The following is an 18,665-nucleotide window of genomic DNA, read 5'->3' as shown; positions in this document are numbered from 1 at the left end:
TGACTGAACTATTCATTTTCTCCTATCATTTACCTATACTTCCCAGCCATTTAGCAACCCATCTTTTTAAAGAAATTTAATCATGATCATTCTGACTACCAATTACGGCGATATTGAAATCACACTTGATAAGCAAAAAGCGCCAGAAACTGCAAAAAACTTTCTTCGTTACTGCAAAGAAGGCTTTTTTGAAAATACCCTTTTCCACCGAGTCATTGATGGATTCATGATTCAAGGTGGCGGCTATGAAATCCGTGATGATGGCTTTGCCATGAACATGGTAGAAAAAAGAACTCATGCGCCGATCGCCAACGAAGCCTATAACGGCTTGAAAAACGTCACTGGTTCAATCGCTATGGCTCGCACCGATGCGCCACACTCTGCAACAGCACAATTTTTTATTAATCTAGAAGACAATGATTTTCTCGATTTTACTGGAAAACCAATTACGGCTGGGGCTGCGCAGTATTTGGTTCCGTAACAGCAGGCATGGATGTCGTTAAACAAATTGGCAAAATCGCCACTTGCACGCGCTTTGGTCACGAAGATATGCCCGTTGAAGATATCATCATCGAGAAAGTGACCATTAAGTAAGAAAGTTATCGAACAAAGGCGACATCAACGTAATTTGCTGTCGCCTTTTTACCACTCTATACAACCAAATAGAGCGAGTAAACATCCAACGTCTGCACTTCACTAAAATACTGCCACCACCTATTCTCGAAAACACAAAACTTTACACTAACATTTACAAATAAGCGCCATATTTTATAGTAAAAAATCACTTAAATTACAGGATACACCGTATTTCCCCCCTTGCCGCACATCAGACTGGCATGATATATCCTCCATTAATACATTCATTGTCAATGTAATACATCATTACATATCGACACCTTTATTAACTAACTACTCGCTGTAGTGCGAATAGCTAATTTAAATAGAGCATCCTCTATGAATCTTGTTAATTTTCGTTCAAGAATGGCCGCTTTTGTTTAATTACATTGGGATATTAATAACCGCTGGATGCGGTGGCGGTGATAGTAGCAATTCGAGCAATAATAATGATGGTGGACAAATTAAACCGCCTGCTGGACCATCAGTGTTAGTTGACATAAGGACCGAGCCCGCGGTTCTTGAAATCCCAAAAGGATATGCAAAAAAATTTGAAATTTATGGTATTTATTCTGACGGCTCTGAACACAAATTAGATAACCCATTTAGTATTATACCGAGCTCTAATGGTGTGGTAGACGAAAACAATGGCATTATCTCAGGAGTTTCCGATGGTTCCGCTGAAATTGGCGTAGAAACAACCATAAATGGTCATACATTTACTACGCAGATGCAGATAAGTGTAGTTCCAGCTCAGCCACTACATAAAGTCACGATAGATCCAAGTCTATTAGCCATAGCCCCCGGTGAAAAACATCATATTAATGCCATTGGTGAATTCCAAGATGGAAGTAAAATTGACTTACTCCTCAACGTTGAATGGAGCACAACAAATTCAACAATAGCGTCTGTATCACATGATAATAGTAAAGGTGAAGGACTGCTTGAAGGAATAAAAGAAGGGAACACAACGCTTACTGCCAGATCTAATGGTATCGACAGCCAACCTATACCCGTTTCCGTGAATAACATACAAGTTAAAGGGTCATTAGCCGCCTTTACTGCAATAAAACCAAATGGTCAGGTCGTATCTTGGGGTAACCCAAATTATGGCGGTTACAATTATCACGTCCAACATCAGTTCGACTCCCCAAAAGAGATTGCATCAGCTCAATTTGGCTTCGCGGTGATAAATAATGATAATTCTTTGGTTACATGGGGCAGTTTTCTCGATGAAATCACACCGCCAACCCACGTAACTAAAATTTTCTCAAGACAAACTGGTTGGTCTTTTGCGGCGTTCAAGCCCGACGGCTCCGTTGCATCTTGGGGACACCCTGCATATGGAGGCAGCAGTGCAGGTGTAGACTTGTCGAATATTGTCGATATTTCGCCAGCAAGCTGGGCCTTTGCTGGACTAAAACAAGATGGCACAGTGGTCGTTTGGGGGCATCCAAATCAAGGCGGAAGTGTTGATAGTCAAACTGCGGCTCAATTAAAGCAAGTAGATAAGATTTTTGCTAGTAACTGGTCTTTTGCAGCACTCAAGAGTGACGGCACAGTGGTTACTTGGGGTGATGAGGAAGACGGCGGCGACAGTTCAAAAGTGCAAGATCAACTGACTCACGTAAGCTCTATTGTTGCTAGTAGCGCTGCTTTTACGGCTCTAAAAACGGATGGGAGTATCGTTTCTTGGGGTAATTCCTGCCCTAGTTTACCGCACACATGCCCAATACAAATGTCTGATATCACTGAGGTTAAACAAGTATTTTCAAACAATAATGCATTCGCTGCATTAAAGACTGACGGTACAGTGGTGACTTGGGGTGATCACGAAACTGGTGGCGATAGCTCTTATGTACAAGAGCAACTTACCAATGTCAAAACCATATACTCTACAGCGACAGCCTTTGCTGCCCTAAAAGATGATGGAACGTTAGTAACATGGGGAAACCCAACTGCTGGAGGTGATAGTACACACGTACAATCACAAATCACCAACATCGCAGAAGTATATTCTACATGGACTGCATTTGCCGTCCTTAAAACTGACGGTACCGTCGTCACTTGGGGAGACCCGATTGAAGGTGGTGACACAAGTGAAGTTGAACATCAACTCACAAACATTGTAAAGATTTACTCAAATTGGTCTGCTTTCGCAGCACTTACATCAGACAGTAGAATTATTACTTGGGGCCATCCAAACGAAGGTGGTGATAGTTCACTGGTGGACTTTGACTAACTAACAGTGAGCAGCGTTTCTTAAGGTTGCGCTGCTTATTCTTCCCAGAAATTTCCCACAGGGTTTGTCCTAAATGGAAATACCCGTTGTCGTAAAGACCACTCGCCGTTAAATTCTAAGCCGAATACTATCCCTCGCCTACAATGAGTGAGGTTTACATGTTTCGTTTTTTACTGTGCAGTTTTGCACTGGTTCTTCTCTATCCGACCGCAATTGATCTGTATTTAGTAGGTTTGCCGCAAATTGCTCGAGATCTACATGCCAACGAGTCCCAACTGCATATCGCGTTTTCTATCTATCTTGCGGGCATGGCAACCACCATGTTGTTGGCAGGCAAAATTGCCGATTCAGTTGGCCGAAAACCAGTGGCGATTGCAGGAGCGGTAATATTTATTGCCGCTTCGTTATTAGGCGGTAGTGCTGAACAAACCACCAGCTTTTTGACTGCGCGCTTTGCTCAAGGAATTGGCGCGGGCTCTTGCTATATCGTCGCATTCGCTATATTGCGCGATACTCTAGATGATCAACGTCGTGCAAAAGTGCTTTCCATGCTCAACGGCATCACGTGTATTATTCCCGTGATTGCACCGGTTGTAGGGCATTTAATTATGCTCAAATTTCCTTGGTATAGCCTATTTACGACGATGGCTGCTATGGGTGTGTTGGTATGTTTGCTTTCCATTTTTGTATTAAAAGAGTCAAAGCCTACCGCACGCCATACCACTCAAAACTCAGACGCTATGATTGATGAAAAAGAAACGTTCTTCGAGCGCCTATTTATCAGCCGAGTCATCATCGCCGCCATTAGCGTTACGATGATCCTGACTTATGTCAACGTATCGCCAATGTTGATAATGAATGAACTTGGCTTTGACCGAGGAGGCTACTCTTCTATCATGGCCGGGACAGCACTAGTCAGTATGCTCACCTCATTCTCTGCGCCATTGATGCTTACTTTTTTATCGCAGCGCGCGCTAATGTTCATATCACAGTCCCTGTTAATGGTAGCCGCAAGCATACTTATGCTTGCTCACTATAACGCATTGAGCATTGGGTGTTACTTCATCGGATTTGGATTGATATGCGCTGGGTTCTCAATAGGCTTTGGCGTGACGATGAGCCAAGCACTTAGCCCGTTTACCAAAAGAGCAGGTGTCGCGAGTTCGATACTTGGTATCGCTCAAGTCTGTAGCTCAGCATTCTATATTTGGTTTATGGGGCTCATCGGCGTTAGCGCTTTGAATATGTTGGTATTGATACTGGCTATAGGTGGCTTAATCAGTGTGGCTTTAATACTATTAGTAAAACAGCCCAACAATGCACTTGCACTAAATAACCCTGACTATGAAGAAATCTCTCGCTCGTCTTGATCTCAACCTGTTGTGCACTCTGCAATTACTATTGCAAGAGCAGAGTGTGTCTAAAACAGCAAAGAAGCTCAACGTTACGCCCTCGACTGTCAGCAAGTCACTGAATAAATTACGCGATTGGTTTAATGACCCATTATTTGTGAAAACACCCACTGGGCTTTCGCCAACATTGCTTTCACAGAGCCTTGAGCAAGACCTTGCAGAGTGGATGCAGATGGGTAGCCATATTGCAGAAAGACGCGGTGACATTGCGCCAAAAGGTGTGCGTTTCGATCTTTGCATTGAGTCACCATTATTGTTGACCTTATTAGATGAGCTACTTAGCGCGATTTCACAACGCTACCCAGAAGCCATAGTTAAAACCAACAACTGGGATTATGACTCGCTAGATGCCATTATTCGAGGTGAAATTGATCTCGGCTTTACCGGTCGAGAAAGCCATCCGCGCTCTAAAGAATCGCTCAACCTACTACCTTACTTTCTCGACTATGAGGTGCTATTTTCAGATTTACCCATGGTGTATCTACGCAAAGATCATCCTGCATTGCAACAAGAATGGAATCTAGACACATTCCTAGACTACCAACACATCAACATTGTGTGGGAAAAAAGTGAAACTTGGGCATTGGATGAGGTATTAAGCGAGTTAGGTAGGCAACGAAATATTGGCCTCACGATGTCGAGCTTTGAACAGTCACTCTTTATGGCAGCACAACCTCATCACAATATGTTGACGACAGCACCCCAATACTGTGAGCACTACACGCAAAAGCTTCATCCAGAGCTGGTGTGTTTACCTATTCCTCTCGATAAATCACTGCAAGATAAGCTGCTTATCCCATTTACGCTGATTTGGCACAAACGTAATGCCTACAATCCAAAACTGGTATGGTTGAAAAACACCATTAAAGCAATGTATGGAGCAGAGCCACTCAGTTAACACTATGATGCATGCCACTCCTTCAATCGTGTTTGCTTATAACTCTCCTAGTACAACTTAAGAACTAAATCATACTAATTGATATTAGACCGCCAGATATGCACTCTGTATATTATCGTTAACATTCTAATTTCACTACATAAAGGAGTATGGTGAGATGAAGATACGCCCGTTTGCCTTAGTACTATTGACCAGTTGTATTGCTACGACAGCCATTGCCCAACCTACAAGTGACACCGTCACAAAATCAACCAACCAGTTTTATGCAGGTTTCGATCTTGAAGCTGGCGGCTCAGCAAAAGCCGATGTTTTGGGCACAACCATTGAAGATAATAGCGACATTGGCTTTAGTCTGATCGGAGGCTATGAATTTGCTACCCACGAAGTCGTTAAACCGAGTTTAGAGTTAGAGTATCGCAAATTTGGTGGTACGGATTACCATACGCTTTCTGTTGATGCACAAGCATTTATGGTTAATGCCAAAGCTAAACTCTTCGTATTGTACGACTTTGGCAATATCTACCTTGCACCCATGCTTGGTGTTGGTGTCGTTGATCTTGATGTCAAAGAGAGTTTAACCGGACTCAACAGCTCTGATACCGAAACCGCTATTCAGGCTGGCCTAGAAATCGGCACACGCATCAATGAAAAAATGGATCTAAACTTTGGCTACAAAGCGGCCTTTACAGAAGTAGAGAACATTGATGTCACTCTTGATGGCTTCTATCTCGGCTTTCGTTACTTTTTCAAGTAAGGGCGATTGATATTCAACCAGAGCCTTAAAGACACACTAAAGAATGGATGGTCATATTGGTGTAACGGCAGTTATAACAATATGACCATAATTAGGGAATAATTTAAATTACTGTCTCACTGATGTGAATTAATGAAGCGCTCTGCACTCGCAAATAACTTCTCACACAGTTTATTTTGTTTAATATATTCAGCAGTCCCTTCTTCCAACGTCGCAAGCTCTTCCTTTGCTGCGTTGTACTCACCTACCATTTGCGCAAAGCGTTCTTCGAAGTGATTTTTGCTCATTTTGCTAGTAGATTTTTTTACTGGTTTGCGCATAACTGCCTCTCTTTGATCAAAGTTCTAAGAGCTTCTTCTGTTCTCGCTCGAGTAGAATATCTTCGATTTTTCGTCTGACGTGATGAATATTCGTTGCTTTATCTTCAGCAGAATCACTGTCTTTTGGTAACTTATTGAGTGAGATTTTCTTTTCATCGTTTTAGTGTCCGCTTCTTACTAAATTAAAACGTCCCTAAACGCAGGCCTTGTGAGTTTTTTCTTTCACAGTAATGGTCGGCTCACAAAATGAAAATCCTGAGATAAGAATTGGACAATCACTCTGAGTAAGATATGACGCTTTAGTACATCATTATTAATGTGATGTTTGGTAGTAGGCCAAAAGCCATAAATTTGAAGGTTGAGCAATACTCCGATGTCATTTGACTGGAGTTCGTATCATGCTCAAGCGCAAAGGAATCCCGTGTTTTCTTGGGCTTACTTCGGAGTTTTTGAGATTGAATTGAGAGGATTTGTCGTTATTTTTGCTCGACTCATCCTCTCAATTTAGCGATTAAGCTAGAGTAACGTTTGCCGCTTGTGGGCCTTTGTTACCTTGCTCAACGTTGAATGCTACTTTTTGGCCTTCAGCCAAAGTTTTGAAGCCATCAGTTTCGATAGCACGGAAGTGAACGAATACATCCGCACCACCGTTGTCTGGAGTGATAAAACCAAAACCTTTAGTTTCGTTAAACCATTTTACTGAACCAGTTGTTTTATTAACATATATACCTCGATAGTATTGTTAGATTAAGAAGAAAGCTACTAAATCGGCAATGAAGAAAAAGGTATCGCAGGATATGTATGACGAACTGAATCGAAAAAAAACTGAGAAGATCTTGAACTTAATATTTCATTAATAGCTCAGCTGTTTGAGCTTCCGCCACTATACACCTTATATTCAGAATGATAGCGATTTCTAATTTAATTAGAAAACCCTTATAAAACATATCGTTAAAAATAAAATCCAGAGTACCCTCTGTCTATTCGCTATCAAAGAACCGAATGTTTGGCTAAAGAACGTAAGATATCAGCCAAACAACCACGCTAAACACAAAAGAAATAGTGCTAACCCACCAATAAACTTTAGCAGAAGCGCAATGTTCGTGCTCCCGCCATTTGGCGCTTTATTACAACAACTCCTCAATCACCTCTCTTATCGTGGTAACAGCATAAAGAAACCCTAGAGGTAAGGTCAAGACACGAAGTTTGAGAAGCAAGAATTTGGCACTAAGAATAAAACTGAAGGAAACAAATACTCGATGAAATTACATTTAAGATGATGAAAAAACGAGCAGTTTATAAGTGAGTTTTTACACAGTAGGAATCTTCAACAGTACTCCTGTTTGTGCCTTTATCAAAGCAAGATTTAGAGTATTTGCCACATCTATGTGCAATATCACAAAGTGATTCGATAATGCTTAACCACAATAAAAGCCTCTGATAAAGATAACGCAAGGTCGGCGCAAGGTGTTCTCAGGAGGTAATTGTGTCTATCAATTCTATCGATCATTTGGATATCGCAGATGTCGCTTCCAAATGGGACTTTAAAGACGAAACAGCATCCAATCTTTCTCGCAACAAACGTCAACAAGCAGAAGCTCGACGTCGAATCGAGACTATTCGAGATATTCGTGCTTGCGGTTTAACTATTGAAGAGGCCAAAGAACTCGGTCTAATACTCTAATTCAAATTGGCATGGACTATTGCCAAGATACTGCGTAGATAGAAAATATCTATTGCAACAATCTGTTATTCCTTCTTTCCTCAAACTTGGGTAGTCGGTAAAGTTAGGCGTATACCAAATAACATGGAACGCAATTATGACTTCAATGACTACCCGCTGCCCTCACTGTAAAGCAATGAACCGACTACCAACAGAACGCCTTAACGAAACGGCGACTTGTGGTTCATGCAAACAGCACTTGCTTGATGGTAAGCCTGTTGAAGGCACGCAAGATAACTTCCTATCGCTACTACAAGGCAATAAACCTGTTGTCGTTGATTTCTGGGCACCGTGGTGTAACCCTTGTGTGGGTTTTGCTCCAGTATTTGAAGATGTCGCCAAAGAGCGTGATGGTAAAGTGCGCTTCGTAAAAATCGATACTGAAGCTCAACAAGAGCTTGCCGCTCAATATCGCATTCGTAGCATCCCTACCATCATGGTATTTAAAAATGGTCAACTTGCTGACACCATTAATGGTGCTTTGCCTAAGGGGCATTTCGACCAATGGCTAGACCAAGCGTTAACGAAATAACGCTGCGACATAATTTGCCTATCGAATAGTAAGAGCGCCATCGAGCGCTCTTACTGGTTATTTCTGTTGAGTAATATCTATCACTCGCTCACAAATTTTTTCGAGCAATAGACTGTCATGAGACATCACTAACAGTCCGATCTCGTTCATGCGGCAATGGTGTAATAACGTCTGCCAAAGCTGCTTTTGCGTCAACAGATCAAGTGGCGCTGAAATCTCATCGCAAAGTAGAAATTGTGTCGTTGGCACTAAGGCTCTGACCAAATTAAGCCGTTGCAACTGACCGCCAGAAAGCTGATTCGGTTTACGTTCCAACCAACTAGAACAAATCGAAAAAGCGTCTAAAAGCGGCGAATAATCAACATTTTTCCAGCTTTCTTGTAGTGATTGTCGCAAGGTTAAATAAGGATTAAATGCAAACTCTGGCTGCTGAGCAACCCACTGTACTGGATTCGGCTTGCCTTTTTGACGAGAAGGCAGTGAAACAAATCCATGGGTTAACGGTTGAATACTCGCCAACACTTTCGCTAGCGTAGATTTTCCGCAACCACTTGGGCCACATAAGCCAACCACCTCCTTTGGCGCTATCGATATATCACATAACCTTACGATACGATTAGGGTAATGAACTTCCCCGTTACGCAGCATCAACATCACTAACCTCCCAGTTTTCAGGCAGCGCTTGCCACAATGCATAACTGTAAATATGACATTTACCTTGTTTGATTGCTTCAGGTGTGGTGACATCGAGCAATTGTCCATGACGCATCACCAAAATGCGGTCAGCCCAGTGCAAAAGCTGACGAAGGTTATGGGAAATCACTAACAAGCCAAGCTTATCGCCATCGACTTTATCTCGTAATTGACGATATGTTCGCTCGGCACCCACCTCATCAAGCCCAGCACAAGGCTCATCAGCCAACAGATAGTTCGGCGACTGTACCAATGCTTGAGCCAAACATGCACGCTTAGCCATGCCGCCGGATAGTTGATGACGGTAACTCACCGCAATTTCTCTATCAATACCCCACATATCCCAATCAGCGACACTCGATTGAACATGCTTTGTATCACGACCAAGCCAGCGAGATAGATGTTGTTTTACACTTTTAATCGGGTCAAACACGCTTGCTGATTGCGCTGACAGCGCTAATGAGCCTGTTGCTTGTATTTCACCTTGTAGCTTAAACCCTAGTGGAACCTGACCGAGCATTGCGTGCGCTAGCAAACTTTTACCACTGCCGCTTTCTCCAATTACACCGAGGATCTCGCCGGGCTCTAAGCTGAAACTGATCGGTTGCAACAAATACTGATTAGCGCTTTGATTAACGATAGCCAACTGCTTAACTTGTAACATGACTACCCTCTGACAAAAGGGAGCGATATAGTGACATAGTACCAATCTGCCCACGAATTCTTTGACTCACCTGCTGCGCATACAGTGATAGCAGCAGTATACACACCACCAGCAAAGCGCCGGGCAGCACCGCTAACCACCACTCTCCCGTAAGCAGATAACGACTCGCCTGCGACAAAATCACCCCCATGGAGGGCACTGATGGCTCCAAACCGAAACCTAAAAAGGTTAATCCAGCCATATGCGATAAGGCTTGAGGCAGCATAATCAGCGCTCCAGTCAACCATTGTGGGGCGACATGTGGGATCAGATGTTTGATCAACAAATGGGATTTTGACTGACCAAACTGTTGCGCCAACTGAAAATACGTTGAGTGCGTTACCGCCTGCATATCAAAAAGCAACAAACGGGTTAAACGAGGCCAGTGGCTTAGCGCAATAGCTGCGACTACACCGAACGAAGCTCCACCTGACGATACACCACCAAAGGCAAGCGCAAAAAGAATCAACAAGAGTAAATGCGGCAACGACAAAAACACATCAACCAAGAGCTCTACAAGTTGAGCGAGCCAGCGGTTAAGCGTCGCTATCATGGCAAGCATCAGTGCCAATACACTGCTACACAGCACCGCCACAAAAGCCAGCATTAAACTGTTTAGCAGCCCTTTTAGACTGCGAGTTAACATATCTCGGCCTAACCAGTCAGTACCAAATGGATGAATCAAATTAGGCGGCAGGTTACGCTGCATTAAATCGATATTTAGCCCGGTTTGAGGCCAAATGATGGCAAGCGATAATAGTACGATCACACACCATAATGGCCAGGTAATCGAACGCAATAAATGCCTAAAAACCGTTATGCGCATTGACCTTGCGCCCCCGGTGTTATCTTTTTAGCAAGTACTGACGCCGTTAAATTACCAATAAACACCAGCATGGCACTTATCAATGTTGCGCCTAAAAACAGTGCGGCATCATTAGCAAGCCCTGCTTTCACCAATGTCTGACCCAGCCCCGGATAATTAAATACCGTCTCTGCCAAGATTGAGCCACTAAATAACTCAGCAAAACATGCCAAATGAAGCACAAGCGCAGGTTGCAAGCTATTGCCCAATACATGAAAACGAATCTGAGCGCTGCGACTTTGTTGATGCATACGCGCATATTCAATTGGTGAGTCATTCAGTACATCAATCACCTTTTCTCGAGTATGCAAAATAAGCGGCGCCATATACACCAGAGCCAGAGTGGTCATTGGCAGCATCAAGTGTTGAAGCATACTGGTTAAGCTTTGTTGACTAAAACTGCTATCAAAAGGAGCTGCGCAACATGCTGGCGCCCATTGTAGCGTTACTGCAAATAGCGCAATCAATACCATTCCTAACCAAAATGGAGGAATCGCTGCCAACACCCACGCCGCACTGCGGATCAGGTGGTCAAGCCATCGGTTAGCATTCAATCCAGCCACTAAACCAAGACCATAACCGACCACTAAAGCTAACAACCAGCTCGAGCCCATCAATAACAGAGACACCTGGCCTCGCTCCCAAAGCACTTCAGTAACGGGCTGACGATACAAGTGAGAAAATCCCATATTGCCATCAACCAACTGACTAAACCATTGAGAGATCACTGGCCACCATGCGATGCTACTAGAACCATCAGTAAAGGAAGGCAAGCCAAGTCGCTCGATAAGTGCCGCCTTTTGCGCTGCTGAAATCGCAAACACATTCCCATCGAGATATTGTGTCACCGGGTCCAGTGGCGAATGGATGATCAATATCCACGCTAATACGACAACCAAAAGCAGTTGCAAGCCTAATCGAATACTGGATTTGAATAGAAAACCAATCATGGTTTAACTGGGCACGTCCATCGCCAATCGGTAATATTATTGGTTAGAGGCCAACCATGATCATGAGGTTCAATCATCGGTTTACCCAGATCCAGACATGGATTTCCTGCATACAAATGTTGTAAGTTCACCAACCAGGTCCAAGGCACATCTTGATAGATTAACTGCTGTGCACGCTGAAAATGTGGCATCGCCTGTTTCCAAGACGAAGCTTGTTGGGCGGCATCTAATTCCTTATCAACGGCAAAATTGGCGTAGTACCCACTGTTATAGAAATCCACACCTCTGAATTCACTGTAGTAGGTGTAACGCATTTCACTTGGGGACAAAGCACCAAAACCAAACAGCACCGGCATATGGTGCATCACTTTACTGATATTTTCCCAACTGGTGCCTTTCGTCTTCACTGCGATACCCAAAGGCTTGATCATTTGTGCTACCGTCAGCGCCAATTGCTCACGAATACTATCACCTGATTTATAGTAAAGCGTGAATTCAGCTTTTACCCCATCTTTGGCACGAATACCGTCAGGTTGTACCACCCACCCCGCTTTATCTAGTAGTTGCTGCGCTTGGCTTAATGACATATTGGACTGCTGCGGCGCAATACTCCAAGGGAGACCGTCAGCAATCGAGTAGGCTTTACGTGCATGTCCATCCAACAAAGCATTAACCAATAAGTCACGGTCAATCACATTATCTATTGCGAGACGAATCGCCTTATTACTGGTTACATCATTACCTATGCTATGGCCGTTAAATGGGTCCATTGGCCATGCAATACCGCGATTATCAACGCTGGTAATACTCCACAATTTAAGATCCGCCGGAAGGCTACGAACGTACTGAGGCGCAATTGCCGCTAAATCCAACTGATGGGCAAGTAGCTGAGTAAAACGACTTTCTTCATCACTAAAGACGATAAACAGATGCTGCAAATGTGGTTTTGGACCCGCATAGTAGGGGTTTGCGACCAACTCAAGTAACTGCCCTTTTTGCCAACGCACAAATTTATACGGGCCTGAGCCAATAGGATGCTGGGCATAATGTGAACTGTATGCGTGTTTAGGCACGATAGCGAGAGAAGCAAGCGTATCAATAAAAGTAATATCTGGCTGCTTAAGGTTAAAAATCAGTACGTGATCTGATTTCACTTCAACACTGTCGAGATTAGTCAAATCATACAGTGAGGCAGCTGACTTCGCTCGGCGATAAGTAAATGCCACATCTTCCGTCGTAAGCTCACTGCCATCACTAAATAATAACTCCGGTTTGAGCTCTACCGTCCATGACTTTTTGTCCGCCGACAGTGACCAACTTTGCGCCAAATCACCAGCAAAATCGAATTCACCGCTGCGTTTTAGCAGTGCAGATTGAATCAGAGGATTGTTATATCGCCCCCAACCATAAATAGGGTCAAAGCCCGCTTCGGGTTCATCACCCAATGAAATGCTGACGGGCTGCGTATAAATCTGATCGATATTTATCGAGTTAGCTTTAGTCTGCAAGCCATTTGCCCATGCATGACTAGGCAAACTCGCCCCACTCCATGCTACACACATTGAAAGCAGTGTGGTCAATGAAAGTTTATTGTTCATTATGAATTCCATACCAAAGTTGACCAAAAGCGATGCTGGCATCGTTCACTGGCAGTTGCTTATGCGGTAATAGGTCAACACCAAGTGTGGTAAGTTGTTGTGTACACAGGCTGTACAAGAGTCTGTTTTGAAAAACGCCGCCGCACAAAACCACACTAGGACGTGGTTCGGCCTTCGAGCAGCTTTGATAATAACCAGAGGTGAAAAGACAAACCGCATCAGCGAGTGCTTGAATAAAACCAAACGAGATCAGCGAAATGCGTGACTCAGTTAAAGGCTTCTCCTTCACCGCTGCAACAATCTGTGCAAACAAAGCATGGCTATCCCAAATTTGACGACCATTTTCGATGATTAAAGGCAATTGAAAACGAAGGTCCATGTCGTCACCTTGGATGATATCCAAGGCTTTTTGTCCATACATCGCCAATTTAATTCCGGCTTCTCCTTCAAATTGAGTCCGGCCAATTAGACCGAGTAGACGAGCCACGGCATCAAATAGTCTGCCCATTGAACTCGTCGCAATACAGGCAGTATTCGCTGACCACAAGCGGTATAGATTGCGAATGAATAGAGGTTCAACCTGCTTAAGCGCAGCCAAATCGAATGCCAAAATCTGCTCATCGTTGTAACGCTCAAACAATAGTGACAATAGCAACCTAGTTGGATCTTTTACCGCATTATCACCACCAATCAATTTGAATGACTTAAGACTTGCAATGCGTTGATAACCGTGTACATCGGCAAGCATGACCTCACCACCCCACACCGTACCATCGTCGCCTAATCCAGTGCCATCAAAAGCAAATCCTAATACCGGTTCTGTCTGTTGGTTGATCGCCATTTGCGCCAATACATGTGCGTAATGATGCTGAACACTAATCGGCGTCGCGGCTAAACGTTTGGTAAAACGAGTAGCGATGTAGTCAGGGTGTAAATCATGCACCGCATAATTCGCCGTAAAATCGTAGCAACGACTGAAAAACTCATACGTTTGTTGATAGTGCAGCTCACTCGACAACGAATCTAAGTCGCCAATATATGGGCTCAGCATCATCTGTTGATTAAACGCCAGCGCTAAACTGTTTTTTTGTTGCGCACCAGAGGCAAAAGTGGGATTTAAAACAGGCTTCGGTAAAGCAACACTTAACGGCGCATACCCTCGCCCGAGCCTCAGCACCATTTCATTGCCATCAATCACCTGCACCACGCTGTCATCACATGGGTGCTCAATATCCCTATCATGATCGATGATTGCATCCACCACATGACCAAGTTGACGCAGCACGGCATCGCAACTGGTCAAAATTGGCTCACCACTGATATTGGCAGAAGTAGCGACTAAAGGAATGGATAAACCATCAAACAAGAGTGTGTGGAGTGGCGTGTAAGGTAAAAACACGCCTAAGCAATCAATACCTGGAGCGAGACAGGAGGCAAGATCTAGCGTTGAGTCCTCACTATTGAGCTTTGATAGCAAAACAATTGGACGCTGCTGGCTGGTTAATGATTGCCATTCATTAGCATCCGCAGAGACGATTTGCTTTGCCATCGCACCATCTTTTACCATCACAGCGAGCGGCTTAACTGGACGTTGTTTACGTAAACGAAGCTGCTGAACCGCAGATTCATTGGTTGCATCGCACATTAGATGAAAACCACCTAGCCCTTTAACGGCCAAGATTTTCCCTTGAGCGAGTGCTTTTGTCGCCAGGACTAATGCCTTCTCCCCTTTTGCTAACTCACTTCCCTCATTCGTAACATAGCGTAATTGAGGGCCACATTGCGGACAGCTGATTGGCTGGGCATGATAGCGACGATCAAGCGGATCATGGTATTGAGTTTTACAGTGCTCACACATAACAAATGTCGCCATCGAGGTCGCTTTACGATCATACGGCAATTGACGAATGATCGAATACCTCGGACCACAGTTAGTGCAGTTGGTAAATGGGTAGCGATAAAAGCGACTTTGTGGGTCAGCAATGTCAGCCAAACAGTCTTCGCATGTTGCCATATCGGCAGATAATGCCACGGTTGCTGCACTCGATGCTTCACTGTCGATAATATGAAAACCATTTTCAGGCGGCGTAGATGCCAACTCAAAGGTTTCGACCGAATCAATGCGTGCCAGTGGCGGCGGATTACCAACAATCGTTGTAATGCATTGCTCAATCATGTGAGCAATTCCATACAACTCAATCGTCACTCCTTGGCCATTGTTGAGCACCGTCCCGTTGAGATTAAACTCAGTCGCCACTCGATAGACGAAAGGTCTAAACCCTACACCTTGCACAATACCTTGGATTCTCACCTGACAGTGACGCATTATCGCTACCGACATCTCGTTATCTCCGGCGGCGCTGTTTAAGCAATAGCGCACCGGCACTTAGGTTACTGCCATCAAGCATTAGGCGACGATTAGCAAACAAAGTGAAGTTTTTGCCAACACGCACTTCAATTCGCTTGGTTAAGCACTCATTAGCCATCTCATTGCCAGCAAGGACTACCTGCTTGATACCGTGTTTACCATCAAGGTGTTCAATCCAAGTGGAGAGATAATCCGCCAACGAATCCATAATGCCAAATGACAGTTTCGGCACCATACTGCTATCACCATCAGTCGCAAGACGGAACGCCATCACACTCGCCAAGGTTTGATAAAAATCTAAGCCACTGATCGCTGTCGTTTCATCAAAGGCATAATCAATTCGCTGCGCATTCTTGCCATGGTAACTCTGCGCCGCTGCCACAACTCGATCGGCAAGTTGCTGCTGGGATAAGTTATCCTCAGAGGCGAGCCCCATAATACACGCAGCAGCCACATAGACAGTGGTGAGGTTGTCACGCTGAGAGGCAAACTGAATTTGACTTAGGGCTGCTAACTCATGAGGAAATTGTTCGCCAAAACGAGCCACTAAATCACCACGACCACGCTGGCAAAGCTGCTCAATAATTTGCGGCCCCGTTTCAGGCAGCGGCTGCAACATAAAGAACACTTCGCTATTGAGGCGAGAATCAAGCACGATAAGCTGGCCAGGCGCTTTATCACTAAAGTACACCACCGCACTATTGCGCAGTATACCTGCTTCCATGTTGCCGCCATGCAAAGCACAGAGCGCATAAGATTCACGCTCTGATGTATCACTGCCTTGCGCTTGTGAAAATGAGACTGTGTTTTTACGCCACTGAGCAGTAAGCCCGTCAATCGTTGCACTGTCATGCAGCGGCTCTTTAATGCCGACCAAAGCGGCGGGTAATGGTTGTGATGGCTGATAACTTAGTTCACTCCATCCGCCATTGACCCATGCAACGTTAATATTTGGCTCGCTAGTGCGATAGAACACATAATCAATACCTTGCTGACGCAACACTTCTGCAAACACTGACAATACGCGGTTCCAAGCAAAACGTAGATCGAACAAGCCAAGTTCTAAACTCGAATGTTCTTGCTTCGCAGGGACGGTAATCGCTGGTTTTTCTAAGCTAGATAGCGCCAATACATGATGATTCTCTACGGCGAAATGAGCAGCTAGACGATTAGGATTGCACACCAACACTTGCGCTCGCTGGCCATCATTAAACGGGTTTAAACGAAACTCATACTGCTCACCCGCCCAACCAATAGTCGTTTGTTCATTTTGACGTAAGTGCGCCGCAAACTGCTGCACTTGACTGAAAGACAATGCATCAGCTTTCAGTTTTGCCGCATGAACCGTTTGCTCGCCATGACACAATGAACAGCTCAATCCCATCTCACCAAATTGCGCTGATTGATTGTCTGAGAACAATGGATGACAGTGATTACAAAATGGCACCGCCGCATCACTGGCACTCATCGAAGTAGCCTCAATGGGTGCAACGCTGATTGGCGTGCGACCACCAATACGCTCCTGAACGACTTGCATCTGCGCATCCGTTAGCCAGATGGAGTAGAGAAAATCTTCTGAAATCGCAGCAGCTAATGTCTCTAGTTGTTGCTGTTCACCTTCTGCTTCGAGAATAAAACAACGGTTTTTCCAAGCGACCGTCACCTCTAAAGGTTGGTAATTTAGGTAGTGATTGCACAATTGAGCGTAAAACGGCACCTTGCGCGAACAAGCAAAAGTAAATCGAATGAGCTTCATAACGTAACTGTAATTATCCGCGTTTGAATGAATCAGGGATCAATGTGTTGATGTCGATATCAGCGATGCGCTGACTCTCTACACCCAATGAGGCCATGTGTTTGAGTAGCGCTTTCTCCATCACTGGAATCGCCGCTTCTATTCTCTCGGTTAAACCAAGATGCATAGGCTCTAACACGGTCGGCACTACACCCAAAATCCATGTATCTGGGCGGTCACCCATCATTTCCATCATGATTAAGGTTTGCAGCATTTCAACTTCATGGGCACTGCCCTGCCAGTCTATTTCCGGTGGTGCATTATCAAAATTAAAGTAATAAACCTGACCGGGCTCTGCACCAGCAGCATTGACCGTATCGACCACAATCAAATGATCGTAACGAGACAAAATTGGCGTTAAACCTTGCGCCAGCGTACCACCATCCATAGTATCAATTTGATGCTCTGGGTGAGTGAAACGGTAGTTTTCGGTGATGTAATTGACAAAATGTACGCCGACTCCTTCGTCGGCGTACAAGACATTGCCAATACCAAGTAGCAATATCTTCATTCACTCTTTTCCTTTGTTACCGAGGTATAGTCATAACCTGAAAGGATCGAATCTGCGGTACCATTGCGGAAACGAATACCAGTCCAGATTACTAGGTAAATATGGCTCAATACGAACACAATAAATACCCAAGTGACGTAGTGATGTAAACGACGTACGTTTGCCAATCCGCCCATCCAAGTGGTCAGTTGATCAGTCACGGGTAACAAAAATGCGGCTAAACCACCGTGGTAAACGTTGTCATACAACATCAAACCCGTCACACACATGAAAATCGCCAGCATCGAAATTGTTGCATACACTGCCAACTGCAATGGACCGTAAGCACCATGGTGCGGTGGTTTACCTATCCACAAATAAGCTTTGATTTGCTGCACCCAACTCTTAGTGCTGACAATATCTTTCACCGAGCGACGTTCAATATTGCTGCGACTAAATAAGAACAGATAAGCACGCGCCATTGTGATCGCTACCAGCATGAAGCCAAATACCTCATGAGCAAAGCGAATCCAGCCATTAACCAATACATTGGTACTTTCAGGCGCAACCAAAAAAGGCCACGCAATATAGAAGCCGGTAATCGCTAGCGCAGTGATCGCTAGTGCACGCAACCAGTGACACACACGGATAACACTGGAAAACACCCGTTCTCGTTTATAGAGAACTTCTTGAGTACTCATCGCCCA

General features: G+C 44.4%; 17 protein-coding genes and 1 pseudogene. 7 read left to right on the top strand and 11 right to left on the bottom strand.

Translation table 11 applies throughout. The annotated features are described in order from the left end of the window. The first annotated feature begins 82 nt into the window (after positions 1–82). The 5 genes and pseudogenes from Vt282_RS15640 to Vt282_RS15620 all read left to right on the top strand — a co-directional run bounded on the left by Vt282_RS15640 (position 83) and on the right by Vt282_RS15620 (position 5,921). Positions 83–594, top strand: a pseudogene (locus Vt282_RS15640) (peptidylprolyl isomerase). Between the two features lie 397 nt (positions 595–991). Beyond that, a complete protein-coding gene (locus tag Vt282_RS15635) occupies positions 992–2,857 on the top strand; it encodes an Ig-like domain-containing protein (protein ID WP_162063984.1) in 1,866 nt (621 codons plus the stop codon). Positions 2,858–3,015: 158 nt separating this feature from the next. After that, positions 3,016–4,227: an MFS transporter gene (locus tag Vt282_RS15630; RefSeq protein WP_162063983.1), complete on the top strand. Its 1,212-nt coding sequence runs from the start codon at positions 3,016–3,018 to the stop codon at positions 4,225–4,227. Further along, entirely contained in the window at positions 4,202–5,167 is a 966-nt protein-coding gene (gene yidZ, locus Vt282_RS15625) for an HTH-type transcriptional regulator YidZ (RefSeq protein WP_162063982.1), read from the top strand. The genes Vt282_RS15630 and yidZ overlap by 26 nt, the downstream gene beginning before the upstream one ends. Positions 5,168–5,324: 157 nt before the next feature. Then, complete coding sequence (locus Vt282_RS15620; protein ID WP_162063981.1) at positions 5,325–5,921, top strand: outer membrane beta-barrel protein; 597 nt, start codon at positions 5,325–5,327, stop codon at positions 5,919–5,921. A gap of 116 nt (positions 5,922–6,037) precedes the next feature. Here Vt282_RS15620 and Vt282_RS15615 read toward each other — a convergent pair whose 3' ends face one another. Both Vt282_RS15615 and cspE read right to left on the bottom strand, forming a co-directional pair. Further along, a complete protein-coding gene (locus Vt282_RS15615; RefSeq protein WP_162063980.1) occupies positions 6,038–6,241 on the bottom strand; it encodes a hypothetical protein in 204 nt (67 codons plus the stop codon). A 511-nt stretch (positions 6,242–6,752) separates the two neighbouring features. Then, entirely contained in the window at positions 6,753–6,968 is a 216-nt protein-coding gene (gene cspE / locus Vt282_RS15610) for a transcription antiterminator/RNA stability regulator CspE (protein ID WP_162064534.1), read from the bottom strand. Positions 6,969–7,727: 759 nt separating this feature from the next. On the opposite strand from cspE, the gene Vt282_RS15605 reads away from it, so the two are divergent. Further along, positions 7,728–7,925 (top strand): hypothetical protein, encoded by a 198-nt coding sequence (locus tag Vt282_RS15605; RefSeq protein WP_162047974.1) that lies wholly within the window; start codon positions 7,728–7,730, stop codon positions 7,923–7,925. A 136-nt stretch (positions 7,926–8,061) separates the two neighbouring features. Continuing rightward, positions 8,062–8,496 carry a thioredoxin TrxC gene (gene trxC / locus Vt282_RS15600; RefSeq protein WP_162063979.1) on the top strand — a complete coding sequence of 145 codons (435 nt, stop codon included), beginning with the start codon at positions 8,062–8,064 and terminating at the stop codon, positions 8,494–8,496. A gap of 57 nt (positions 8,497–8,553) precedes the next feature. Here trxC and Vt282_RS15595 read toward each other — a convergent pair whose 3' ends face one another. From Vt282_RS15595 to cybH, 9 genes are read right to left on the bottom strand one after another with little or no spacing between them, the layout of a single operon-like run. Beyond that, on the bottom strand, positions 8,554–9,150 hold the full coding sequence (locus tag Vt282_RS15595; RefSeq protein WP_162063978.1) for an ATP-binding cassette domain-containing protein: 597 nt from the start codon (positions 9,148–9,150) through the stop codon (positions 8,554–8,556). Next, on the bottom strand, positions 9,134–9,853 hold the full coding sequence (locus Vt282_RS15590; RefSeq protein ID WP_162063977.1) for an ATP-binding cassette domain-containing protein: 720 nt from the start codon (positions 9,851–9,853) through the stop codon (positions 9,134–9,136). The genes Vt282_RS15595 and Vt282_RS15590 overlap by 17 nt, the downstream gene beginning before the upstream one ends. Further along, a complete protein-coding gene (locus tag Vt282_RS15585; RefSeq protein WP_232055281.1) occupies positions 9,840–10,691 on the bottom strand; it encodes an ABC transporter permease in 852 nt (283 codons plus the stop codon). The genes Vt282_RS15590 and Vt282_RS15585 overlap by 14 nt, the downstream gene beginning before the upstream one ends. A 17-nt stretch (positions 10,692–10,708) precedes the next feature. Further along, positions 10,709–11,707, bottom strand: coding sequence for an ABC transporter permease (locus Vt282_RS15580; RefSeq protein ID WP_162063975.1), 999 nt, complete (start codon positions 11,705–11,707; stop codon positions 10,709–10,711). Next, positions 11,704–13,305: an ABC transporter substrate-binding protein gene (locus tag Vt282_RS15575; RefSeq protein WP_197740112.1), complete on the bottom strand. Its 1,602-nt coding sequence runs from the start codon at positions 13,303–13,305 to the stop codon at positions 11,704–11,706. The genes Vt282_RS15580 and Vt282_RS15575 overlap by 4 nt, the downstream gene beginning before the upstream one ends. Next, complete coding sequence (gene hypF, locus Vt282_RS15570) at positions 13,295–15,646, bottom strand: carbamoyltransferase HypF (RefSeq protein WP_162063974.1); 2,352 nt, start codon at positions 15,644–15,646, stop codon at positions 13,295–13,297. The genes Vt282_RS15575 and hypF overlap by 11 nt, the downstream gene beginning before the upstream one ends. A gap of 4 nt (positions 15,647–15,650) precedes the next feature. After that, the gene (locus Vt282_RS15565; protein WP_162063973.1) at positions 15,651–17,429 is read right to left on the bottom strand and encodes a hypothetical protein; all 1,779 of its coding nucleotides are present in this window, start codon (positions 17,427–17,429) and stop codon (positions 15,651–15,653) included. 13 nt (positions 17,430–17,442) lie between these two features. Continuing rightward, positions 17,443–17,979 (bottom strand): HyaD/HybD family hydrogenase maturation endopeptidase, encoded by a 537-nt coding sequence (locus tag Vt282_RS15560; RefSeq protein ID WP_162063972.1) that lies wholly within the window; start codon positions 17,977–17,979, stop codon positions 17,443–17,445. Beyond that, complete coding sequence (gene cybH, locus Vt282_RS15555; protein WP_162063971.1) at positions 17,976–18,659, bottom strand: Ni/Fe-hydrogenase, b-type cytochrome subunit; 684 nt, start codon at positions 18,657–18,659, stop codon at positions 17,976–17,978. Before cybH ends, Vt282_RS15560 begins: the two co-directional genes overlap by 4 nt. Positions 18,660–18,665 lie beyond the last annotated feature (6 nt).

This window comes from Vibrio taketomensis, from assembly GCF_009938165.1.
In the GTDB taxonomy this organism is placed as follows: Bacteria; Pseudomonadota; Gammaproteobacteria; order Enterobacterales; family Vibrionaceae; genus Vibrio; species Vibrio taketomensis.
The sequence above is the reverse complement of the archived record's forward strand: the minus strand, read 5'-3'. Positions and strand labels throughout refer to the sequence as shown.

Coding starts and splice junctions, on each gene's coding strand:
- cybH (WP_162063971.1), bottom strand. CDS start 18,659: ATGAGTACTCAAGAAGTTCTCTATAAACGAGAACGGGTGTTTTCCAGT.
- yidZ (WP_162063982.1), top strand. CDS start 4,202: ATGAAGAAATCTCTCGCTCGTCTTGATCTCAACCTGTTGTGCACTCTG.
- Vt282_RS15560 (WP_162063972.1), bottom strand. CDS start 17,979: ATGAAGATATTGCTACTTGGTATTGGCAATGTCTTGTACGCCGACGAA.
- Vt282_RS15620 (WP_162063981.1), top strand. CDS start 5,325: ATGAAGATACGCCCGTTTGCCTTAGTACTATTGACCAGTTGTATTGCT.
- Vt282_RS15590 (WP_162063977.1), bottom strand. CDS start 9,853: ATGTTACAAGTTAAGCAGTTGGCTATCGTTAATCAAAGCGCTAATCAG.
- Vt282_RS15565 (WP_162063973.1), bottom strand. CDS start 17,429: ATGAAGCTCATTCGATTTACTTTTGCTTGTTCGCGCAAGGTGCCGTTT.
- Vt282_RS15615 (WP_162063980.1), bottom strand. CDS start 6,241: ATGCGCAAACCAGTAAAAAAATCTACTAGCAAAATGAGCAAAAATCAC.
- Vt282_RS15575 (WP_197740112.1), bottom strand. CDS start 13,305: ATGAACAATAAACTTTCATTGACCACACTGCTTTCAATGTGTGTAGCA.
- hypF (WP_162063974.1), bottom strand. CDS start 15,646: ATGTCGGTAGCGATAATGCGTCACTGTCAGGTGAGAATCCAAGGTATT.
- Vt282_RS15595 (WP_162063978.1), bottom strand. CDS start 9,150: ATGTTGATGCTGCGTAACGGGGAAGTTCATTACCCTAATCGTATCGTA.
- Vt282_RS15580 (WP_162063975.1), bottom strand. CDS start 11,707: ATGATTGGTTTTCTATTCAAATCCAGTATTCGATTAGGCTTGCAACTG.
- trxC (WP_162063979.1), top strand. CDS start 8,062: ATGACTTCAATGACTACCCGCTGCCCTCACTGTAAAGCAATGAACCGA.
- Vt282_RS15630 (WP_162063983.1), top strand. CDS start 3,016: ATGTTTCGTTTTTTACTGTGCAGTTTTGCACTGGTTCTTCTCTATCCG.